Source organism: Pseudomonas campi (genome assembly GCF_013200955.2).
Taxonomy (GTDB): Bacteria; Pseudomonadota; Gammaproteobacteria; order Pseudomonadales; family Pseudomonadaceae; genus Aquipseudomonas; species Aquipseudomonas campi.
Map to the genome: position 1 here is coordinate 315,027 of NZ_CP053697.2, position 20,711 is coordinate 335,737.

The 20,711-nt window shown below is 56.0% G+C and carries 13 protein-coding genes; 5 read left to right on the plus strand and 8 right to left on the minus strand.

Annotated elements, in window-relative coordinates:
• Positions 1 to 11: 11 nt before the first annotated feature.
• The 5 genes from HNE05_RS01465 to HNE05_RS01485 all read left to right on the plus strand — a co-directional run bounded on the left by HNE05_RS01465 (position 12) and on the right by HNE05_RS01485 (position 8,999).
• Complete coding sequence (locus tag HNE05_RS01465; protein WP_173211357.1) at positions 12 to 1,952, plus strand: heparinase II/III domain-containing protein; 1,941 nt, start codon at positions 12 to 14, stop codon at positions 1,950 to 1,952.
• 97 nt (positions 1,953 to 2,049) lie between these two features.
• Complete coding sequence (locus HNE05_RS01470; RefSeq protein ID WP_173211359.1) at positions 2,050 to 3,864, plus strand: hypothetical protein; 1,815 nt, start codon at positions 2,050 to 2,052, stop codon at positions 3,862 to 3,864.
• Positions 3,865 to 3,951: 87 nt separating this feature from the next.
• Positions 3,952 to 5,169: a glycosyltransferase family 4 protein gene (locus HNE05_RS01475; protein ID WP_173211361.1), complete on the plus strand. Its 1,218-nt coding sequence runs from the start codon at positions 3,952 to 3,954 to the stop codon at positions 5,167 to 5,169.
• 6 nt (positions 5,170 to 5,175) lie between these two features.
• A complete protein-coding gene (locus tag HNE05_RS01480; protein ID WP_173211364.1) occupies positions 5,176 to 7,722 on the plus strand; it encodes an acyltransferase family protein in 2,547 nt (848 codons plus the stop codon).
• Between the two features lie 35 nt (positions 7,723 to 7,757).
• Complete coding sequence (locus tag HNE05_RS01485) at positions 7,758 to 8,999, plus strand: glycosyltransferase family 4 protein (protein WP_240008797.1); 1,242 nt, start codon at positions 7,758 to 7,760, stop codon at positions 8,997 to 8,999.
• Between the two features lie 234 nt (positions 9,000 to 9,233).
• On the opposite strand, the gene HNE05_RS01490 is transcribed toward HNE05_RS01485, so the two are convergent.
• The 8 genes from HNE05_RS01490 to HNE05_RS01525 all read right to left on the minus strand — a co-directional run bounded on the left by HNE05_RS01490 (position 9,234) and on the right by HNE05_RS01525 (position 20,675).
• Positions 9,234 to 10,346 carry a glycosyltransferase gene (locus tag HNE05_RS01490; protein ID WP_173211366.1) on the minus strand — a complete coding sequence of 371 codons (1,113 nt, stop codon included), beginning with the start codon at positions 10,344 to 10,346 and terminating at the stop codon, positions 9,234 to 9,236.
• A 23-nt stretch (positions 10,347 to 10,369) separates the two neighbouring features.
• The gene (locus HNE05_RS01495; RefSeq protein ID WP_173211368.1) at positions 10,370 to 12,247 is read right to left on the minus strand and encodes an ABC transporter ATP-binding protein; all 1,878 of its coding nucleotides are present in this window, start codon (positions 12,245 to 12,247) and stop codon (positions 10,370 to 10,372) included.
• Between the two features lie 8 nt (positions 12,248 to 12,255).
• Complete coding sequence (locus tag HNE05_RS01500) at positions 12,256 to 13,041, minus strand: ABC transporter permease (protein WP_173211370.1); 786 nt, start codon at positions 13,039 to 13,041, stop codon at positions 12,256 to 12,258.
• 31 nt (positions 13,042 to 13,072) lie between these two features.
• Positions 13,073 to 15,394: a bifunctional glycosyltransferase/CDP-glycerol:glycerophosphate glycerophosphotransferase gene (locus tag HNE05_RS01505; RefSeq protein WP_173211372.1), complete on the minus strand. Its 2,322-nt coding sequence runs from the start codon at positions 15,392 to 15,394 to the stop codon at positions 13,073 to 13,075.
• Positions 15,395 to 15,413: 19 nt separating this feature from the next.
• Positions 15,414 to 16,673, minus strand: coding sequence for a hypothetical protein (locus HNE05_RS01510; RefSeq protein ID WP_173211374.1), 1,260 nt, complete (start codon positions 16,671 to 16,673; stop codon positions 15,414 to 15,416).
• Positions 16,674 to 16,738: 65 nt separating this feature from the next.
• A complete protein-coding gene (locus HNE05_RS01515; protein WP_173211376.1) occupies positions 16,739 to 17,710 on the minus strand; it encodes an NAD-dependent epimerase/dehydratase family protein in 972 nt (323 codons plus the stop codon).
• Positions 17,707 to 18,909: a glycosyltransferase gene (locus tag HNE05_RS01520; protein WP_173211378.1), complete on the minus strand. Its 1,203-nt coding sequence runs from the start codon at positions 18,907 to 18,909 to the stop codon at positions 17,707 to 17,709. Before HNE05_RS01520 ends, HNE05_RS01515 begins: the two co-directional genes overlap by 4 nt.
• A gap of 8 nt (positions 18,910 to 18,917) precedes the next feature.
• Positions 18,918 to 20,675 carry a glycosyltransferase family protein gene (locus tag HNE05_RS01525; protein ID WP_173211380.1) on the minus strand — a complete coding sequence of 586 codons (1,758 nt, stop codon included), beginning with the start codon at positions 20,673 to 20,675 and terminating at the stop codon, positions 18,918 to 18,920.
• Between the last annotated feature and the right edge of the window lie 36 nt (positions 20,676 to 20,711).

Consider the following 20,711-nt stretch of genomic DNA (forward strand, 5'->3'; position numbering starts at 1 on the left):
CCGGAGCTTCAATGATGCAGGGATATGAGCTACTGACCAGCATCGCCCCGAATAATTTGCGTTTGCGGGCGCGGGAAATGCTGGAAATGGGATGGTCGCGTCGAGACTATCCCATGATCAGGCTTGAGCAGGAGATTCCCTGGGCTTTGCGCGATAGCGCGCAGCGATCCTGGAATTTCTATATCCATTGCTGGGACATGCTTGATGTTCTGCTGGCCAGCTATTCGGCAGAGCAGCAGCCGGAGTTACTTACTCTCTGTGTGCGAACCGCCTTGGACTGGTCTACCCGTTACGGTGACGGCGCTAGTGCCAAAGAGGATACGCCGTTTGCCTGGTATGACATGGCGGTAGGGATGCGTGCATACCGCCTGGCTTACCTGCTCGATGCCGCACGGGAGATAGGGATACTGTCGGCGCAGGAGGATGAGCTGCTTTGGCAGGCCTTACAGGCTCATCAGGCCTATCTGGCTGACGACGACAATATTGCCTTCCACAACAACCACGGCTATTACCAAGTGGCAGGGCAACTGGCCATGGGGCGGCGCTTCAGCGCTCAGTCGCCGCTGATGGCCCAGGCTCATGCTCAGGGCGAGGAGCGCCTACGCGTCATGCTCGAGCAGCAGTTCGCCGCCGACGGGGTGCATCGGGAGCATTCGCCGGACTATCACCGCATGGTCTATGACACCCTCAGCGGCTTGATCGGCAGCGGCCTAGTGGAAGACTCCGCATTGGTCGAGTTGTCCGAGCGAGTGGAGCAGGCTCTGGCCTGGTTCGTGCTGCCCAATCGGCGTTTGGTTAACTTCGGTGACTCGGATTACCGTGACGTCGCTCGGACTGCAAAGCAGGCCGATCAAAAGTGGCGTACGCAGGGAATGCGCTGGCAGACTTCTGCCGGAGCGATTGGGAAGAACCCTGGCGTAGGGCTCAAACGCTTCGAGCAGGGTGGCTACTTCGTCTACCGGCAGCCTGCGGCTGAGTTCACGGAGCAGGCCGCCTATCTGGCGCAGACGGCGGCCTTTCATTCGCGTACCCACAAGCATGCCGACGATCTGTCGTTCTTTTGGTATGACCGTGGCAGCGAGGTGCTGGTCGATGCAGGGCGCTACGGTTATTTGGGTAAAACCGAGCAGAACTCAGAGCTGTGGCTCGATGGCCACTGGTACTCAGACCCCAAGCGGGTCTACTGCGAGTCTACGCGAGCGCACAACTGCCTGGAGTTCGATGGCAAAAACTATCCGCGCAAGGGCATCAAACCCTATGGTGTGGCTTTGGGGCGCAGCCTGGAGCTCCCCTGTGGATTGGTGGCGATGGAGACCGAGTGTCGCCATTTCAAGGGCAATCGCCATGCACGTTTGCTGCTATTGATGCCCGGGCAGTGGCTGATAGTGTTTGACTGGTTTCATGACAATCAGAACAAGCCGCATGATGTTCGACAGTGGTTCCACCTGGCCGAGGACTGGCAACTCGAAGCGCAGAAGGATGGCTATCAGGCGGTGTCCGATAAGACCGGACAGCGTTTGCAGATAGCTGCCTTGCTGCCTGGTTGTGCCGCCTCCAGAGCTTATCGAGGGGAAAGCGAGCCTCTCATGCAGGGTTGGTGGTCGCCTGCTGAGCGACAACTGTTGCCCAACTCCGCCTTCTGCTATGAGCAGGCTGCGGCGGTCTCGGGAAGCTTCGCCACCTTGTTCAGCTTCGCCGAAGGGATAGCGGTTGATACTGCGCGCTCGCGCGTCAAGGCGTCCGGCCGACAAATACAACTGCGCTGGCAAGACCAGCATGGAACGCATCGCCTGGAGGTCGGTAGGCCGGCTGATGGCGAGCTGGGGGTGAAGTATTCGAAGCAGAGCGACGCGGGAGGCGACTCCAGCCCTGTCGGGCCTCGACGATCAAAGGCGGTTGCCACAAGGTTTCGCCGTATACAATCGCGCTTTTTGTCTATGTTTAAGGTCTGAGCGTGGCCAAACCTCCTTATGAAATGAAGACGAACGAGAGCGGGTCGCTCATGGTCTGGCGTCACCCCAGCGTCACTGCGCAGGTGTTCCCCGAACGGTGGTCGTCTTGATTGCCGGTTGCTTCGCCGTATTGAGCTGGCTGTCTAGCTTCATCGGTCGCTTGGTACGACTAGCCCCCTTGCAGGTATTGGTTTCGATGCTGGTGTCGCTGTGCTCGCAGCTCTTCCAGATTCTGGCTTTTCTGTTGCCGCTGAAGGTGATGATCCTGCTTGGCTCGTCCGGCGTGCCGTCCTACTTTCCCCAACTTCTGGTCGGTGTCGAGCGCGAGCGGCTGATTCTGCTGCTGGCCGCCATCGCGGTGCTGCTGTATCTGATGCATCTGTTGATGGACTTCATTGGTGCGGCCCTGGCTCGAGCGGGCAGCGAGCGGCTCATCCAGCAACCGCAGGAGGGAGAGGAGCTCTCCCGTCAGAGGAAGATAGCCCAGAGTTTCTACCAGGGGGTGATCACAGTCGCCACTGGGTCTGTATTTGCCCTCGGTGTGCTGGTTTTCCTAGGCGTTTTCAATGCCCTGCTACTTGTGGTGGTGCTGGGATATTTCCTGGCGGTGTTTCTGATCGGGGCACTGGTGCTGAGATGGGTGCCGGCCCTGCTCGAGAAGGTGGTCACGCAGTTTTCCCGCGTTGTCGACATGCTGTCCGCCTGTGGTTTCTTGCTGGTGTTCGGTGTTCTAGTCGAGTGTTTTCTTTATGGGGATACCGAAGGGCTTTGGCTGGGCATCCTGACCTTGCTGCTGTGCAGACAGATGTTCAGCCGGATGGCGATGGCGCTGAAAAATATTGAGCGCCTGTATGGTCATCGTGAGCGAGCTCTGCGGGTGCTCGGCGGATTGCATGTACAGGATGAGTTCGATGATGAGCTTTCCGGCGACTTGCTTGAGGGCGCCGATGAGCCTCCCGGCCTTCTAGATGGCGACGATGGCGCGTTGGTTGAGAGACGTAGCGCACCAGGCACCCCTCCGTTCTGGAATATGGTCGATCCTGCGCACTGCTCGGCCTGGATTCGGGAAGTTTTGGCCACGGCGGGCGTAAGCAATCACAAGCCTCTTATCGAACAACTGGATGCGGGGCGTAGAGGCGAGCTGGCGCTGCACTTGACGTGCGGTGGAGCTGGTCAGCGCGCTGAGTACTTTCTTTTAAAGATGTTTAACCGTAAAGAAGCTAAGCGAGTGAGCCGCGCTGCCGCCTTGCTGGCGCCGTATCCAGGCGAGGCCGCGGTGAGGTTGCGGGCGGTCATCGAGCGAGACGGTTTCGCTGCCCATCTTTACGAGTGGGCGGAGCAGGCGCGCCAACCGGAGGATGTCCAGGTTCTCTACGTATGTCGCGAGCAGGCGTTTATTGAGTCTTGCACCTGGTCGGTTCCCGAGCTGCTGTTTGGGGGCCACCAGTCCGGTAGCCTGGTTTCGCGCTGCAACCCGGCGTTGTGGGCGCGCTGTAAGGCCTTCTCGCGTTGGCTGGATGCCGATACCCGCCAATTGGTGGATGAGCTAGCGGCTGCCCCTCTGCGCCTGCAGAGCGCGCTCGGGGCGCTTCCCTTGCGCCTGTATAATCCCGATATCATCCTCGACAACATCTATGTGCTTGCGGGGGATCCTAGGGCGCTCAGGTGGGAGAACTGGACCCTCGAACCGATTGGCAGCGGCTGGCCGCTTGAACTGGGGCTTGAGAGGTTGGATCAGAGGTTTGCGCTGCTCAGCGAGAGCAGCGACGAGCTGCGATCCCTGTCTCTGTTTCAGGTGCGACTGGCGGCGTTGGCCTTTGCCTTCGAAGAGCGTTGCGCTCGCTGGGCCTACCTCGATGCATTCGCTTTGCTCGGGAAGCTCCGTGACACCCTCGATGCTCTGGATCGCTAACGGAACGGTTTTCGCTAGCAGAGTTTTGTGAATTTTGACCATGGCTATCGGGCCAGGGCCTAGGGAGGTTGTTTGGCACGTGTTGCAATGATTGTCTGGAACGAGTTTCGCAATGACGCCCGTGTGCTCAAGGAGGCAGAAAGTCTGACCGCTGCCGGGCACCGCGTTATCGTCCATGCGCTGCATGCGCCTGGCATCACGCAGGAGCGCGAAGTGGTTTCCACGGGCGTTGAGGTGGTGCGCGTGGCCCGCAGTCCGTTTTGGCGCCTGCGTCGCCCAGCGGCTTCGGGGGGAGCTGTAGCACCGGCCGATGGCGGGCGGATTGGCCGCATGGGGCCTGTCGCGCAGGCGCTGCGCATTGCCGCACGCGCCTGGACCCATCTGGCTTTACTCTGGCACATGGTGCGCCTGCGTGCCGACGTGGTGCACGCGCACGATGTGAACACCCTGCCCACGGCCTGGTTGGCGGCGCGCCTGTCGGGCGCGCGGCTGGTCTACGATGCCCATGAAATCAGCACCAGCCGCGAGGGTTACTCCAGCTTTCGCAAGCTGGTTGCCATAGTCGAAAAGGCCCTGATGCCGAGTGCCGATGGCACTATCACCACCACCGAGGCGCGAGCCAAGTTCTTCGCCCGAGCCTATGGCATTGCCCGCCCTCTGGTATTGCAGAACCGGCCGCGTGAGCAGGCTCCTCAGGTCTCCAATCGTATTCGTCAGGAGCTTGGTCTGAGTGAGTCCTGGCCCATCGTGCTGTATCAGGGTGGAGTGCAGCAGGGACGCGGTCTTGAGCGCCTGGCACGCGTTGCTGCTCAGGTGCCAGATGCCTACTTCGTGTTCATCGGCGGCGGCCGCCTGGATACCAGTCTGCGGCAGATCGCCCAAGAGCTGCAGATCGAGGATCGGGTGCGCTTCATCCCGACTGTCGCGCTGGCTGAGCTGCCGACCTATACCGCTTCGGCTGATATCGGTGTACAGCCTATAGAGAACACCTGCCTGAACCATTACACCACCGACTCCAACAAGCTGTTCGAGTACGTACAGGCAGGCCTGCCGGTGATTGCCTCGGATCTGCCGGAGATTCGCCGCATCGTGCGCCAGCATGACCTCGGCCTGCTGGTGCCTGAGGGCGACAACGAGGCTCTGGCTGATGCTTTGCGCTGTATGGTCGGCGAGGCCCAGTTGCGGGCACATCATGCGGGTTGCGCTCGTGCGGCCGCGCCTGCCTTGAGCTGGGAAATGCAGGAGCACCTGCTGGTTGAGCTGTACCGCCGAATTCTCGGTCAATCGAAACCTTCTGCCAGCTAAGCGACCATGACGACTCTTGCTCACGACGCCAGAATCAATTACCGCCCGGATATCGACGGCCTGCGCGCCATTGCGGTGCTGGCTGTGGTGTTGTTCCACATCGATGCCAACCTGATACAGGGAGGCTTTGCCGGGGTCGATATCTTCTTCGTGATCTCGGGCTTCCTGATCACCGGCAACATCATCAAGGACGCCGGCTCGGCTCAGGGTTTTTCTTGGACTGAGTTCTATCGACGGCGTGCGCTGCGCATCCTGCCGGTGCTCTTTGTGGTGCTGCTGGCCACCCTGCTGGTGGGGCATTTCATTCTGTTGCCCGAGGACCTTAGTTCGTTGAGCTATTCGTCCCTGGCAGCGGTGTTTTCTGCCGCTAACGTCTATTTCACCTATTTCCTCGATACCAGCTATTTCGCCGATGACAGCAATTTGCAGCCTCTGCTGCATCTCTGGTCACTGGGGGTGGAGGAGCAGTTCTATCTGTTCTGGCCGGTCATTCTGCTCGCCCTGCTGACACGCTTTACCCGGCGCTGGCTGCTCTCGGCCACGCTGTTGCTGATGCTCGCCTCTTTCGTGCTGGCGCAGGTGTTGATCCCCAAGGCGCCGATGTTTGCCTATTACATGCTGCCGGCCCGAGCGGGCGAGCTGATGGTAGGGGCCTTGCTGGCGATCTGGCTGAGCCGTGGGCATGCCGTGATAGGTAACTGGGCCAGAGTGCTGCTCGGGCTGGTGGGTGCCGGCCTGATCGTCGCCAGCCTGGGGTGGATCACCGAGGACATGGGCTTCCCCGGGGTCAATGCTCTGCCGTCCACCCTGGGCGCAGCCCTGTTGATCTGGGCTGGCAGCGGCAGGCGCGTGGGCATGAGTCGGCTGCTGTCCTTGCGGCCGCTGGTGCTGGTCGGTCTGATTTCTTATTCGCTGTATCTGTGGCATTGGCCGGTACTGGCCTTCTATCGCTATGTCTACGGCATCGTCGAGCCGCTGGCCGGAGTGCTGCTGTTCGGCCTGATGCTGCTGCTATCGCTAGCGAGTTACCGCTGGGTTGAGAAGCCTTGTCGCCGGCTGCACTGGAGTTTCTCCCAAGTGATGCTGCGGCTGGTTGCGATCAACGCCGCAGCCTTGTCCCTGTTCTGCGGTGCCATCCTGTGGAGCGATGGTTTCGGTCTCTACGGCCTGGACGCGCAGTATCGGGCGGATATCAAGCGTCTGAGCCCCGCACCGGCCGCTTATTCCTATCCCTATGTTTGCCAGCGTCCCCGCCTGAGGGAGGCAGAGCTGCAGAGCAAGGCTTGCATCGTCAATGCCGAGAAGGAGCCCGCGGTGCTGCTGTGGGGTGATTCCAATGCCGCCCACTATGTCGGAATGCTGGGTGCCTTCGCCGAGGCGAGTGGCTTTGGTTTCCGTAATGCGGCGCACAGTAGCTGCCCACCTCTGCTGCAAGGGACGGCGGCCACGCAGAAGCCGGAACGGCTGGAACAATGCTTGGCCTCCATCGAGGTGGTCCGTCAGCATCTTGGTGATTACTCCACCGTGATCCTGGGTGCGGCCTGGGCCACTCATGCGCGCAAAAGTGACAGTTTCCTCAAGAATCTGGAGGCGACGGTCGATGAGTTAGTCAAGCAGGGCAAGCAGGTGGTGATCATGGCCAGTGTGCCGAGATTCCTAGCGGTCAATCGCAAGTGTTCGCAGAAGTCCTTGAAGCTGCCAATGCTGGTGTGCAGCGAGAGCGGCGCCGAGGATCCCGGTGTGGTGCCAATTAATGCCCGGCTGTCGGCGCTGGCGGCAGGGCGGACCAATGTGCATTTCTTCGATCCGCGGGAACAGCTGTGCCCAAGAGGACGGTGCAGCGCCTATCTCGACGGGCATCTCGTGTATTTCGATGCCGGCCATCTGAGTATGGAAGGTTCTTGGGTCGTAGGCCGGCAGATCGTGCGAGAGCAAGGCGTGCCAGATTTCTTTTCCCACCTTGGTAACGGCGTACCAGCGCTGGGAGCGCCGTCCTTAGAGCAGGCATTGCTTGAGCGTGGCAAGGCAGTCTTCAAAGTTCCGGTAAAGCGCTGGAGCTCACTCATGTCCAATGGGCAATGGCATGGCAATGTCCAGCGCGAGCAGCGTGCCAAGGGTATGCGCCTGGCCGATGCCAGCGCGGCGGCCTTTTCGGCCTATCGCTACAGTTTTGCGGCGGATGAGCTGCAGCAGCTGCAGCAAGGGATTCCGATCCGCTTGCAGCTGACCATGACCTCCTGCACGGATGCGATGCCACTGTTGCGCCTGCGGGCTCGGCAGGGTGAGCGGCAGAGCCAATACGATGTGATGCTGGACTGCGCCTCGGCCCAGTTGGCTAAGCGCGGGGAGAGCGGCACCGTCGAGGCTGATGTGAATGTCGCCGATGGCGAGGTGAAGGTGCAGGCCCAGTATGTATTGCCGGGTGCGCTGGATGCCTTGGAGGTGTCTATTTATCCATCGGTGGGGAAGGAGTTGGGGCGCTACGATGCCACCTCAAAGGGAGCAGTCGTTGTCCATGATATCGCGTGGGCCATTGAGCCCAATAAGGACTGATGGGCTATGCCTAGAGTGGATCTTTCGATACACGGATGGGTGGGCTGAATCTGATGTCTAGACGAATACTGCTGCTGACCTTCTTCTATCCGCCCGATTTGTCTGCAGGATCCTTCAGGGCTTCGGCGCTGGTAAGGGCGCTGCAGCAGGCCGGAACCGATGTGCAGATCGAAGTGCTGACGACGCAGCCCAATCGTTACGCCGACCACAGTTTCGAGACCGTCTCCGTGGAGGAGTCCCCTGGGTTGTACGTGCGTCGCATCCACCTGCCGCAGATGCGCAGAGGTTTCATCGGGCAGGCGGTGTCTTTCTGGCGTTATGTGCGCAAGGTTCAGCGTCTTACCGCCGACAATCAATATGATCTGGTGGTGGCTACCTCCTCACGCCTGATGACCGCTGTGCTGGGTGCTTGGGTTGCCTATCGCAAGCGTGCGCGACTCTATCTGGATATCAGGGATATCTTCGTCGAGAACCTCAAGGTTCTCTTCCCGGCTCTGCTAGCCATACCTCTGGGCTGGGTATTCGGTGCGCTTGAGCGCTGGGCTGTGGGGCGCGCGCAGCGAGTCAACCTGGTCTCGCAGGGCTTTCTCGGCTATTTCCAGCTGCGTTATCCCTCCAGGCGATTTTCCGTGTTTTCCAATGGTGTGGATGAGGCCTTCGAGACCTTTGCAGTTGCCGAGGCCTTGTCTTCACGCTCCACCGGCGAGCCGTTAAAGGTGCTGTATGCCGGTAATCTCGGGGATGGGCAGGGCATGCACCTGATCCTGCCGGCATTGGCGCGGCAGCTGGAGGGGCGAGTGCGTTTTCGGGTTGTGGGTGCGGGCGGGCGCCTCACTGCTTTGCGCGATGCTCTGCAGGGCAGCGGGCTGGATAATGTCGAGTTGCTTGCACCGGTCGCGCGGGAGCAGTTGCTGGAACTCTACCGGGAGGCCGATGTGCTCTTCCTGCACCTCAATGACTTCCCTGCCTTCAAGCGTGTCCTGCCGTCCAAGTTGTTCGAGTATGCCGCCACGGGCAAGCCCATCTGGGCGGGCGTTGCCGGTTATGCTGCGGACTTTATCGCCCGAGAGGTCCATAACGCCGAGGTTTTCGCGCCTTGTGAGGTTGAGGGGGCCGTGGCGGCTTTGGAACGGCTATCCCTGAAGGTGGCCCCACGGGAGGACTTCGTTCGGTGCTTCTCTAGGCGGAAGATCATGCAGGACATGGCACATGATGTGCTGGGCTGCATGTCTGGCGAGAGTTCGGTGCCTGAAGACTCGATGAAAGAAAATACTTAAAGGAAGATTGCAGCGCAAAGCGGTTATGCGTTTGGTGAACTGTTGTCGCTTGATCGGTGCGATTCCGTGGGTGGGCTGTTCGGTGACCGTTTCGACGCAAGAGATCTATTGCCCATCGTGTCGATCTGCGAAAGCAACTGCACTGCTAATGTGCGCAGTTGCTCAGGTGTAACCACTGGCGGGCGTCGATGCCTAGTGTAGGACCGCACTGGGTGCCGGCGCGCCAGGTTGCAGTCAGCTTTTGCACCTGCCTTCCACAATTTGCGCATAGAGCTTCAGGAGCACTTCCTGTTCTTGTAGCCAGGTGAACTGGCCAATGAATTCGGCAGCCCCCTCGCCCATGCTTTGTCGACGCGGAGCATCTGGCAATATCGCGGATAATTGCTCTGCCAGTAATTCAGGGCTACCAGGCCTAACCCAAAGCCCAGCGTGCTCTCCCGTGAACTCGCGCCATAAGGGAAAGTCGCTGGCGACAAAAGGCAGTCCCCAGGCCATGTATTCAAATAGTTTGCTGGGGAGCGCTGCGGCATGATCGCCAACATCCTCGAGCATGGCCAGGCCGATATCGGCGCGAGCCATATGGGCAAATACCGCTTCGTGCGATTGCAACCTCAAGTAGTCCACATAGGACCAGCCCGGGTGTTTGACTGCCGCGCTTAGGCAATTTTCAAGATCGGGGCCCAGGAGCCAGAGCCTTACTGGTAATCCGCGGCTATTCAGGATGTCCAACGCGGCAAGCATGTTGTATAGCCCACGAGTCTTGGAGATGCCCCCCGCATAGATAAGGCGGTACTCGCCGGCTCGACGGTCGATGTGAGCCGCCAGGGTGGTAGATCTCTGCCGCATTTCTTCGCTTATAGACGGGGCATTGCGCAACAAGTGGCACCGCCGAGGGAAATCGACCAGTTGTTGCTCCTGGGTAACCAGCGTGGCATCGACCCAGCGACTCAACCCACGCTCGGCGCGGGAAATCAGAAAACTCAGTGTTCGGCGCAGTGGTCGCGGCAGCCAGCTGCGAATCAGCAGACGCTGTGAATAATCCTCATGGGTGTCGTAGATCACCTTCTTGCCCAACAGCTTGAGGGCCAGCGCTACCGGAATCATGTCCGGATTGTGCAGGTGATAGACATCGGCCTTCTCGCGTAGCGCAGCGAACAAGACTTGCGGAATCCTCAGAAAGCGCTGCAGGCGATTGCGATACGAGGGCGCTGGAATGAATTGCACACCATCAATACTGTGTGCATGCTCGCAGCGCACCAGCGCAGTGACCCGATACCCCGCTTCGACCAGAGATACACACTCGCGCACCACCCGATTGCCCCAGGATCGATGGACGGGAGCCAGCATCAGTATGCTCGGCGGCTCGTTACTCACTCCTGCAACCTCGCCGCAATATTGGGGTGGCGTCTCAGCCATTTCTCCGGGCTCTGGCAGAAGGCTTCGTACTCAGGCATCACCTGCTTAGGTCTGCCATCCAGCACCAAATGCCCGCGCTCCAGCCAGACCACTCGGGTGCAGAGTTTCTTGATCTGGTTAGCACTGTGGGAAACCATCACCACGCATTTTGCCTTGCCCTTCATCTCGCGCATGCGTGCCTCGGCCTTGCGCCTGAAGGAGTCATCGCCGGTGGAGAGGACTTCGTCCAGAATCAGCACATCGGGCTGGATCACCGTGGCGATGGCGAACGCCAAGCGGCTACGCATGCCAGCCGAGTAGGTGCGGATCGGTTCATCGATGAACTCGCCAATCTCTGAAAATTTGATGATCTCGTCCAGATGCTGCAGCACCTCGCGCCGCGACAACCCCAGCAATGCGGCATTGACGAACACGTTGTCGCGCCCGGACAGCTCATTGTTGAAGCCAATCCCGAGCGACAGCAGCTGTATCCGACCATGCCGCTCGATGCTGCCCTGGTCGGGCTGCAGGATGCCGGCCAACAGCATACCCATGGTGCTCTTGCCCGAACCATTGCGGCCAACCAGCCCCAGCACTTCACCTTCACGTAATGTCAGTGATACGCCTTTGAGCGCTCGAAAGTCGCGATCCTGTCGCTTGCGTAGCCAGGTGTGCAAGCGCACACCACGTCGATAGGACAGGCTGGCCTCGACAACATCGATCACCGGCCTGCCAAGAGGCGGTGTCTTGCGCACGGGTGCAGGCTTCTGCTCCGACACTACCGGCGCCGTCATAACAGACGACTCAGCCGCAACGACCCTTTGTTCCTCGACAGGCACGACTGGGCAGGTCTGTAGCTCAGTCGCATCGACCAGCACCAAGGCGTCTTCCGCCACATGGCAGTCAACACCGGCAAAGGGGCTGAGATAAAAAGGCGCCGGATAGCGGAAGCCTGCTATCTCCGGCAACAGATAGAGCCGATCCTGCTGACCACTGAGCGGATCGAAACGGACGAGCTGCGAGGCGACCTTCTTCTTCTCATCCTTATCGAAGTTGAAGAGACCGGCATACAAACCATCGCTGTCGCCAGACAACCCGCGCAGGTTGATCTTCAATCCGCGCGACGCAATGCTCTGGATCGACGCCTTGATCTGCAACGCCTCGCCATCCATAACGAGCGGCAGGCCAAGCAGGCTACCGCCCTGCACATTCAGCACGAAATAACGCTCCTCAAGGAACAGACCGGAATGTGGCGTTTCCAGTTTATCTAGCAACAGCTCACCGGAGTCGTAGCCGATTACGCTGCCCGTCTCTGACCAATTGCGGAACGCCACTGTAAGGAACAGCTCTCCAGCGCTATTTTCACAAATACCGCGAATATGCCCGAAGCCTTCCCTACCTGTGGCCTGGGCAGGCACCTGAAAGTGTTGCGGAGCGATCTGCCAGAGGTGACGGCGACCGAGGAAATCACCCGCCAGGTCAAACTCATCAATGCTCGCCAGGGCATTGCAAGCCACCAATAGACGCCCCCTGTGCGCGGCGTAATGCACAGCCTGCAACCCAGCATCGGGGCGTTTGTCTAGCACCCACTCCGGCAGAACCACCTCCCGCTCCAACCGGAACCAGGCCTGCCCCGGTCGTGTATTCGGCGCGATGGCATAGATGCGCAGGCTCGAAGGCGTCGTGACATACAGCCTGCCCTCCGCGCAGCAAAGGCCACGCAGCTGAGGTTGACTCAACGAGCGGGAGAGATCCTCGATTTGCAGGTACTGCAGCCCCTGCTCGCTATCAAACACACCGATAGCCGACTTATCATCAAATGCCGAATGCAGCGAAAGAACGAAACGTGCCACATAAACCCCTAGAGCATCTTCACGATTCGGTTGCTGCACAGTCGCAGGTAGATCAGCCCTAGCTGCACCAAGATCAGCGCCAGCACTAGCTGAACGCCGTATTGCAACCAGTTGAATATTCCTCCATCGAGAATCACTTGGCGAAACGCCTCGATAATCCAGCCCATGGGATTCAACTCGAACAGCAGCTTGGCAAAGGCGGGAATGTTATCCGCATCCAATACCCGTGAAGTGGGATACAGCACAGGGCTCAGGAAAAAACCGGCTCGGATACCGTACGTCATCAGTTTCGCGGTATCCGCGAAAAATACCTGCGTCACCGCCACGAACAAACTGACCGCATAGGCGATGACGAACACCAGCAGCAGCAATGGCAGCACCGCCAGCGACTGCGCACCAAGGGTCGCATACGACCAGCCCATGACGATCAGAATACCCACCGAAGCGAAAAACAGCTGCACCGCGCAAGGCACTGCAATCAGCAGGCCCATGGGCGTTCTGGTCTGGCGAATGATGCCGCGATTCTTGCTGATCGCCGAGACTGCTGCGGTCAAGGAGCGCGCGAAGAACTGCCATGCGACGATGCCGCACAGCACGAACAGGTGGTAATTCTCGCCCCCGCGCTGAAACACCACGCGAATGATGAAGTAGTAGATCGCCATCATGATCAATGGATCAAGAAACCACCACAGCCAGCCAAGACGGGCCGAGGCTACGGTGGTTTTCACATTGACCGAGAACAGTGTGACTAATGCGTGGCGGTAATGCCGCAGGTCCTTGAACAGTTGCAGCATCAGCAGCTCCTGCCCTTGTCAAAAAGGCTGTTCATGCTCGGGCGAGATCCTCGACCACGGCCTGATAGATGCGCTCGCAGTTACCGCCATCGCGGTGGCTGAACAGTTTTTCTAGGCGACCGCGATTCTCTGCAGTCATCTCGCAACCGCTCTCCAAGCACTGTTGCAGATGCTGCAACAGTGCATCTTCGGTGGTGACCAGCTCCAGCGCCAGGTCGCGTTCGTAGTCCAGATGCGGCGGCCCTGGCGGCTGCACTTCCCACTCGTAGCGGTCGAACATGTAGCCCAGCACCGGCTTCTCCTGATAGAAGAAGTCGTACATCACACTCGAATAATCGGTAATCAGTAAATCTGCCTCGCGAATAAGATGGTGCAACGGCTCATCGAGATCGCGGATCACATGGACGCGGGGCGAGCCTTTTACGAATTCATCGATGAAATGCATCATGTTGAAGTGCGGACGGAAATACAGCTCCATCTGGTGCTGCTCCAGCAGCTCAGCCAACTGCGGGCTAGTGAGGAAGCTGTTCCAGGCGTGATAGTAGCGGCTGGCCTGAATCTGCTCCTGCCCCTTTAGCCAACGGCGCCAAGTGGGTGCCACCAGAATCTTGCGCGAACGCTCTGCGCCACGTCCTGGCACCAGGGCATCCAGCCGGGCGATGCCGGTCAGCTTCACCTGATGCGGCGTGAATCCATAGTGTCCACTGAAAAACGCTTGCTCAATGCCGTTGGAAACGACCACCTGCGAGAAGTAGGGATAGTTATTCCGCGTATAAGTCATGGTCTTGTTGCCTGCCACGCCATGCTGCAGAAAAACGTTAAGCGTATTGCGCCGCAAGCGGGGCAGCGACTCACCGGGGTAATCAAGGCCACGAAAACTGTCGGTGGACAGCATTACCCGTGCCCGCCACAGCAGGTAGGCATGCATCCAGGAGTACTGCGCCACCACGTTGCCCAGCGGCGCAACGATGTCCCAGTGCGGGGAGTTACGCTGCAGCACGTAGAACACCGGCAGTTGCGGATGGCTCGCTCGCAGATATTTGAAGAGGAAGTAGCCATTGTCCTCTGCGCTGGTGGAGACGCGTTCATCCATCAGCCAGATGGTTTCCTTGGGCATCAGCAGCCCGGCCAGCTTGGCCACCGGCGCCACCGCGAAGTACTTGACCATCGGCAGGCCCTTGACCGTCGATGCCAGCTTCAGGCATTTCGCGATTAGCAGGCTAATACGCGAGGCGAAAGCATATGCCCTGGAGTTCTGCACCTTCTGAATCCGCTCGAAGCTAGCGAGCCCCTGGAACTGCATGCGCATCATCGGCTCGAAGAGCAGTGCCTTAACGGAATCGGACTTGAGCAAGGTCAAGTAACGCGGAGAACGCGGAGCATTTTCATAGGCAACAAGCGCGTCATACTCCTGACCGCTGAGCATGATGATGCGCACTTGCTCATGCAGCGCATAATCCTCCGCAGAGCGCATCTCGTCAGACGACAACTTGCTTACCAAGCGACCGATGATGCTGAATATCTGTAGCTGCTCGTCGTAGGAGGACTGCTTTATCACCTTTAAGAAGCGATTACCTATTAGCTTCCTGATTTCCGATCGCAATAAGCGCTGATAAATATCCAGCGCCCCCTTCTCGGAAAAAGCCTGTTCAAGGCTTTCGGTGACCGCTACACGATCCTCGAAGAACTGTGGAGATATTCGACTAGTACGCGAATCCTCACGCCCGCGATAGTTGTAAACGACCTCGGGCAAAATGGTGATTGCATCACACTTCAGATACATTCTGGCCATGAAGTCTAGGTCTTCGCCAGCCGTACCCTCAGGGAAGCGCATTGAGTGCTTTTCGATACTCTCACGGCGAATCAAGCGGTTACAGGCGCTAATGTCCTGTATCAAGGTCGGCATCTCGCCGATGGTGGTACGTTCGATCAGTCGATTGAACTCTCGCTGATGTACAGGAACTCCAATCCACTTACGCCATGGGCTGAAAGATTGCTGAATGCCGCAAACCATGTCTGCATCATATTTTTCAGCGACCTCAACCATATTCTTAAGAGCATTTTCAGGCAAAGTATCATCAGAGTCCAAAAAAGACACAAAACGACCACAAGCATATTCAATAGCTAGATTTCTCGCCGCACCCTGTCGCTTCCTGCTCTGGGTAAAAACATGAATGTTTTTATGCCGAGCAGCATAATCCTGAAGCACTTCAAGGCTGCCGTCAGTAGAACCATCGTCTACCGCTATTAACTCAACCTGCACACCCGACTGCGCAAGCACGGAATCAATACATTCAGGCAAAAAATCCTTTGTATTGAACACAGGCACTATAACCGAAACAACAGGAGCCATATTATCTCGAGTACCTATATCAATTTTTCTTGAATACGAGGAGGCACAAATCAAAGGGCAATCTCAACGTATTGATACCAGGACGAGCAAAGGCACGAACAATGATTGAGCCCAAGCGATACGAAGTGGACCTCTCCACCTTAGAAAGCCGCCCCAAGCGTTGCTTTGACAGTGCAGCCTCTTTTTTCAGACGAATCCGTAGTAAAGAGACCTCTTCATCAAGCCGACGCATACGTTGAGTATTCTTCTCAAGCTTTAGCCGCCCCTCACTGACAAGGGCTTCTTTGAGCTCGGCTAATTCTTTGTGCCGGCTCTTAACAGCCTCATCAGCACTAAGATTTTTCTGCTTAAGTGCATTACGAAGATTAAAATTTTCAGCCTGCAGATCCTTGAGACCGATTAGCGTTTCACTGAGCAGCTCAAGGTCTCTCTTGATTTCTGGAGAGGCCATGTTAGTAGCAGGCTTATTAAGTGCAGCGCGATCAGCCTTAAGCTTCTCCGATCGAGCCCAATGGTTCCGGGCTGCCATCGCCCACCCGGAAAAACCTTTGATAGCTTTTCGACATGAACTGACAGCCTGCATCAGACGGTCACGATCAAACGAAACACCATGACACTCGCTTAAAACAGAGTACAACTGCCGCACATGCTCATTGACTACGACATAATCATCATACGACGACCGGTTTAGATTTTCACGAAGAACACCCGAAAGTTGAAACTCTTCATTGCCCTTGAGCCCCGTAAACTCACGAAGCTGTTGAAGAAATTCATCAGCCCCCGGCTCAAACCAGCGCTCGTAATTAACAATGAAGCAGTTACCACCCGTTTGATAAATGGATTCACAGGTACGCCAAAGCCACACCAGCTCAGCCACCTCGTGCGGGTCATTATATTGGCGATGCATTGAGGCAACGGCTGCAGCAGGGTTTCTAATAGCCAAGACATACTTCGGAACCACTTTTGCCCTATTAAAAACACGGGTCCAGAGCGGAATCAATCCAGCTGTTCTAGGGTCTTTAAACCCCCATATTTCGTCGCTTACAACTCTGGCATCAACGAGATCGATCAAGCGACGTTGAAATACTTCCATCCCGGGTAGATCCAGAAATCCATCCGGCATTGGAAGGTAAGGATGCCCTCCCGCAGCCTGGATGATTTCTTTATGCACCGCCTGAATTTCTATATCTTCATACAGCCCTTCAGGATTATGCTCCGCTGCCATAGTGTATGCAGGAGAGGGCTTCATTCCAACGCCCAAGAGAATCTTAGCGAGCAAAGAAGTTCCTGTCCTTCCCGGCCCAACAATGGAAACAACCTGACGAGCTCTATCAGACATAACCCCTACAGCCTATCAATGAAATATTTAACAGTCTTCTCAACGCCAAGAGCAAATGGCACCTCTGGCTGCCAACCGAGCATTCTGGCTGCCTTGCTAGTGTCAGAATAGTTCCTTCTGACATCCCCTACCCGAGGCGAAGACTTCACCACCGCTAAAGAAAAACCAAACTTCCCCAACGCAGAAGAGACCTCATCAATGGCCTCCGACACGCTCAACTCGCCACCACTAGCAATCTGGAAAATTTCGCCTCCGAGAGGTGCGTTAAAAGCCATAACTATAGCGCGAACCAGATCGTCAATGTAAATAAAGTCACGTGTCTGCGCCCCATCACCGTAGACCTCACAAACCTGACCACTTAATGCTTGCCGAATGAACTTAGCAATGACACTAGATTTATTTTTTGAACGCGGCCCAAAGACATTACCGAATCGCAAAGCAATAGTATTAATACCGAATGAATGATAATAAGCCGAACAATAGCCCTCTCCGGCAAGCTTACTAGCACCGTAAGGCGATACCGGATGCGGGGCTATTTCTTCGTGAATAGGGGGCTCTACGGCACCCGCTGGAGCGCCCGACGAGGCAAATACAAATTTATTGATAGCATTGACCCTCATACCCTCCAAAAGGTTGAGGACTCCTATCACGTTTGACTCCATATCCATCCGGGGATTTTCTACCGAAGGAGCCACTCCGGTATTCGCCGCCAAATGCACAACCCCCCCGACCTTACGGCAACATTTTTCGACCACTTCATAGTCCCGAATATCCCCCTCGACAAATCTGAGACCCTCCTCAGGGATATTCGAGCCAGCGTCAAATCGAACGAAGCCACCAACCTCTTGCAAATCCTCAAAAGAGCCCTCAGATAGATTATCCAGGACACAGATATCAGAAACCCCATGATCATTTATTAGAGACTGTATTAAGGAAGTCCCAATAAAGCCGCAACCACCCGTAATTAAGATATTCATAGAGCACCTGCTTCACTGAAGAATTTTTCACGACTTCTGAGCATATGACGAGCGCGCTCTGGATCAATTGCGACCTGCTCATGGTAGAGCCTGCTCATATTATCCTTATAGGAAGCCGCCTCAGAGAAAAGCGCCTCCCACTGCTCATATGTGCGCTCCGGCAAAAAGAGCAGCGAGTCCTCAAGTGCCTGCTGGCCAAGCCGCTCCCGCAGACCTGAGTTATTCATCAGCGTGCTGAGCGCCTCAACCAAAGATGACACTTCATTATTCCCATCGTATAAAACACCATTATCCGGCGTTATCAGCATATTGGTTCCATGGCAATGCGAACCACCAATGCTTGGTATACCATGCGCCATCGCCTCCAATACACACCCTGGGCATCCTTCACTGGGGGATGTTATTACATGCAGATCTGACTTTTGATACTCATAGGATATATCCTGGATTGCACCAGGAAAGACCACCCGCCCCTCCAAAGAGTAAGACGAAATAAGGGCATCCACCTCTTCTCTATAGGAATCAGTTGCTGGCGTCCCCCCACCATAAACATACAAATCCCAATCACTGCATTCACCAGCAAGCTGAGCAAAAGCAGACAACAGAACAGACAGATTTTTATTCCTTTTCAGCCCCCCTATATTTATTATTCTTTTCCGGGGACCTTGCTTTTCAAGCATGCCATCCAACGGTGGCATTGCGTAGTTGGGGAACGCCCTTACATTCTGACGAATATACTCTGGAAATGAATCTTCATATCCAGGCATAACCATCCTAAGCCGGACACACCCTGACGCGACCAACTCCCGTTCCCAAAGCGCGCCACTAGGACGCCCACATTTACTACGCCAATTATTTCTATACAAACGATCAGGATTTGTGCACTCCTGAATTGCAACAGGTATTCCTAACCCACCAACAAGACCATACAGCCGCAACAATTCTTGATTGGTATAAAAAATAAATATGACATCGGGATCAATTTCTAATAAATCCTGCTGGAACCCAGCGTCATCCCTCTTATCTCGGCGGTATAAAGATATTCCTGCTGGCACGGTATAGGCCGGAGAACCAGGCCCATTAAAGCCCAACCAGACATCGTGCCCTCTACGTTGCATCTCCGCTGCCAATTCAGTGGCAACTCTCTCAGCCCCACCCTTCCCCACAGCTAAAGAACCACAAAACAGAAAAAGCCTCATCTCCAGCCTCAAACAAAAAGATCGCTAACCGCAACCCCTACTAAGCGGGCCCCTTTCTTCCTCAGCTCTACCTCAGCGATCTTCCATGTATGACTGGAAGCATCTACACGCCGGCATGCAACTGAATTGAAGGCATCAAAGACAAAAAAATCATCCACATACAAGGCAGCATTCTTCAAAAAGCCAGTATCGGCAGCATTCAAAAAAAACTCTGGATACGGGTGCTCTTTAAAAAACCCGACATCCCCCCCAAGGGAATTCCCAGCCAACCATCTACTCCCACTCAGAACATCATCTTTACCCACAAGAGTATCGGGCAAAGTGACCGCTCTAGAATAGATCGCACCATCACTCTCAAAGCAAACAAACGCCGGCGGCTTTCCAAATACAACCGCATCAACAGCATTCAGAGAAAGTGCAATATCACTAAGGAAATACTCACCATACAGGTCATCATCATCCATTCGGACGCAGTATTTACCTGTCGCCTGCTCAATTCCAAAGTTCAAACACGCCGCCGCAGACTTCTCGAATGGCATAACCAATGCTCTTACGCCGGCCTTGGCAGGAAAAGAACTATTCGAGGCACCCGGCCAATTCATTACGACAACTAACTCTTTATTGCCATATAATTGCTTTTCAAAATTATCCAGCGCTACTGAAAGAAGCTCTCGCCTACAGGTAGGCATAACAACTGTAATTTTCTGAGATTCCACCCAATCATGCCGGATGCCCAAAACCCTAGCCAGATCACGCATCCGATGAGAAAAGGTATGCTCGCTATAAACTGTACGCCAGACTTTATGGCAAAGCCTGCGGCGATAGAGATCGTCCTGCTCAAACGCAGCCAACGCCACCAACAGCTCCTCTCTATCTTTACAGGACTGAACCAAGCCTTGACGTATGTCACTCTCACCCAAATTACCGTAATGCATGACCAAACTTTTACATGCTACAGCCTGCAAACTCCTCCACTGCTGGCTCGTAGGTGACTCCGCGCTAGACTCACAAGTTACATACACACTTGTGCGCTTTATCACCTCTAAAAGTGCTTCAGGTGATACGGTACCCAGAAAGTGCTTATCCCGCCCAAGATGTGAACTGGCACTAACGCTACCCAAGTCAATAGACTTATAACCGTGCTCGCCTAGGTCATGTAGCGCTTCAGCCCCAGTCGTCGATTTATAAATTAGCGACACCTGATCCACTAAAACACCAATAGAAAAAGGCTCTGCTTCAGTCTGCCTCAGCGGGTTATGGACAGCTGGCTGTACAGCCGGCAGCAAAACTCTCGCCTCAACTCCAGACGCAGCCAATAGATCTACCATCTCCGGATCTGCACAAAACACATAATCAAAGAGTCGAGAAAAAGCCAAGAACGCATTGAAGTATTCCACGCCATGAGTTATCCAATACGCGGACGGAATGCCTCTTTCCCTAGAGTAGCTTAGCAACTTCTCCAGATCAGTTCGCGCGGCACCCTCATTGGTCTGCCCGTACTTCCAATGCCCTGTACAGGAAACAAAAAAAGACTCAATGATGAGAAAGTCCACTTCAGCAAAATCTAATATATCCCTCCATGTACCTGGCAGAGCAACATGCAGCCGCCCCTCGTAGCGCAACCCTTGATAGAGCTTCTCGCCAACAACCGCAGCCATATTTAATGAGGAGTTTGGTTTCCGCTTTCTCGGCTCGAAAAAGTCTACTGGAGGATGCCAGACCGACTCTCCGTGCACTCGCGCAACTTCCGCCTCAAAAAAACTCATCGAACTTCTCCACTTTTATAAATAACGGAACCACTC

Bases quoted from the DNA above. Each gene is read 5' to 3' on its own strand.
- HNE05_RS01500 (WP_173211370.1), bottom strand. From the start codon at position 13,041: ATGCTGCAACTGTTCAAGGACCTGCGGCATTACCGCCACGCATTAGTC.
- HNE05_RS01475 (WP_173211361.1), top strand. From the start codon at position 3,952: ATGATTGTCTGGAACGAGTTTCGCAATGACGCCCGTGTGCTCAAGGAG.
- HNE05_RS01525 (WP_173211380.1), bottom strand. From the start codon at position 20,675: ATGAGTTTTTTTGAGGCGGAAGTTGCGCGAGTGCACGGAGAGTCGGTC.
- HNE05_RS01465 (WP_173211357.1), top strand. From the start codon at position 12: ATGATGCAGGGATATGAGCTACTGACCAGCATCGCCCCGAATAATTTG.
- HNE05_RS01520 (WP_173211378.1), bottom strand. From the start codon at position 18,909: ATGAGGCTTTTTCTGTTTTGTGGTTCTTTAGCTGTGGGGAAGGGTGGG.
- HNE05_RS01485 (WP_240008797.1), top strand. From the start codon at position 7,758: ATGGGTGGGCTGAATCTGATGTCTAGACGAATACTGCTGCTGACCTTC.
- HNE05_RS01490 (WP_173211366.1), bottom strand. From the start codon at position 10,346: ATGCTGGCTCCCGTCCATCGATCCTGGGGCAATCGGGTGGTGCGCGAG.
- HNE05_RS01480 (WP_173211364.1), top strand. From the start codon at position 5,176: ATGACGACTCTTGCTCACGACGCCAGAATCAATTACCGCCCGGATATC.
- HNE05_RS01515 (WP_173211376.1), bottom strand. From the start codon at position 17,710: ATGAATATCTTAATTACGGGTGGTTGCGGCTTTATTGGGACTTCCTTA.
- HNE05_RS01505 (WP_173211372.1), bottom strand. From the start codon at position 15,394: ATGGCTCCTGTTGTTTCGGTTATAGTGCCTGTGTTCAATACAAAGGAT.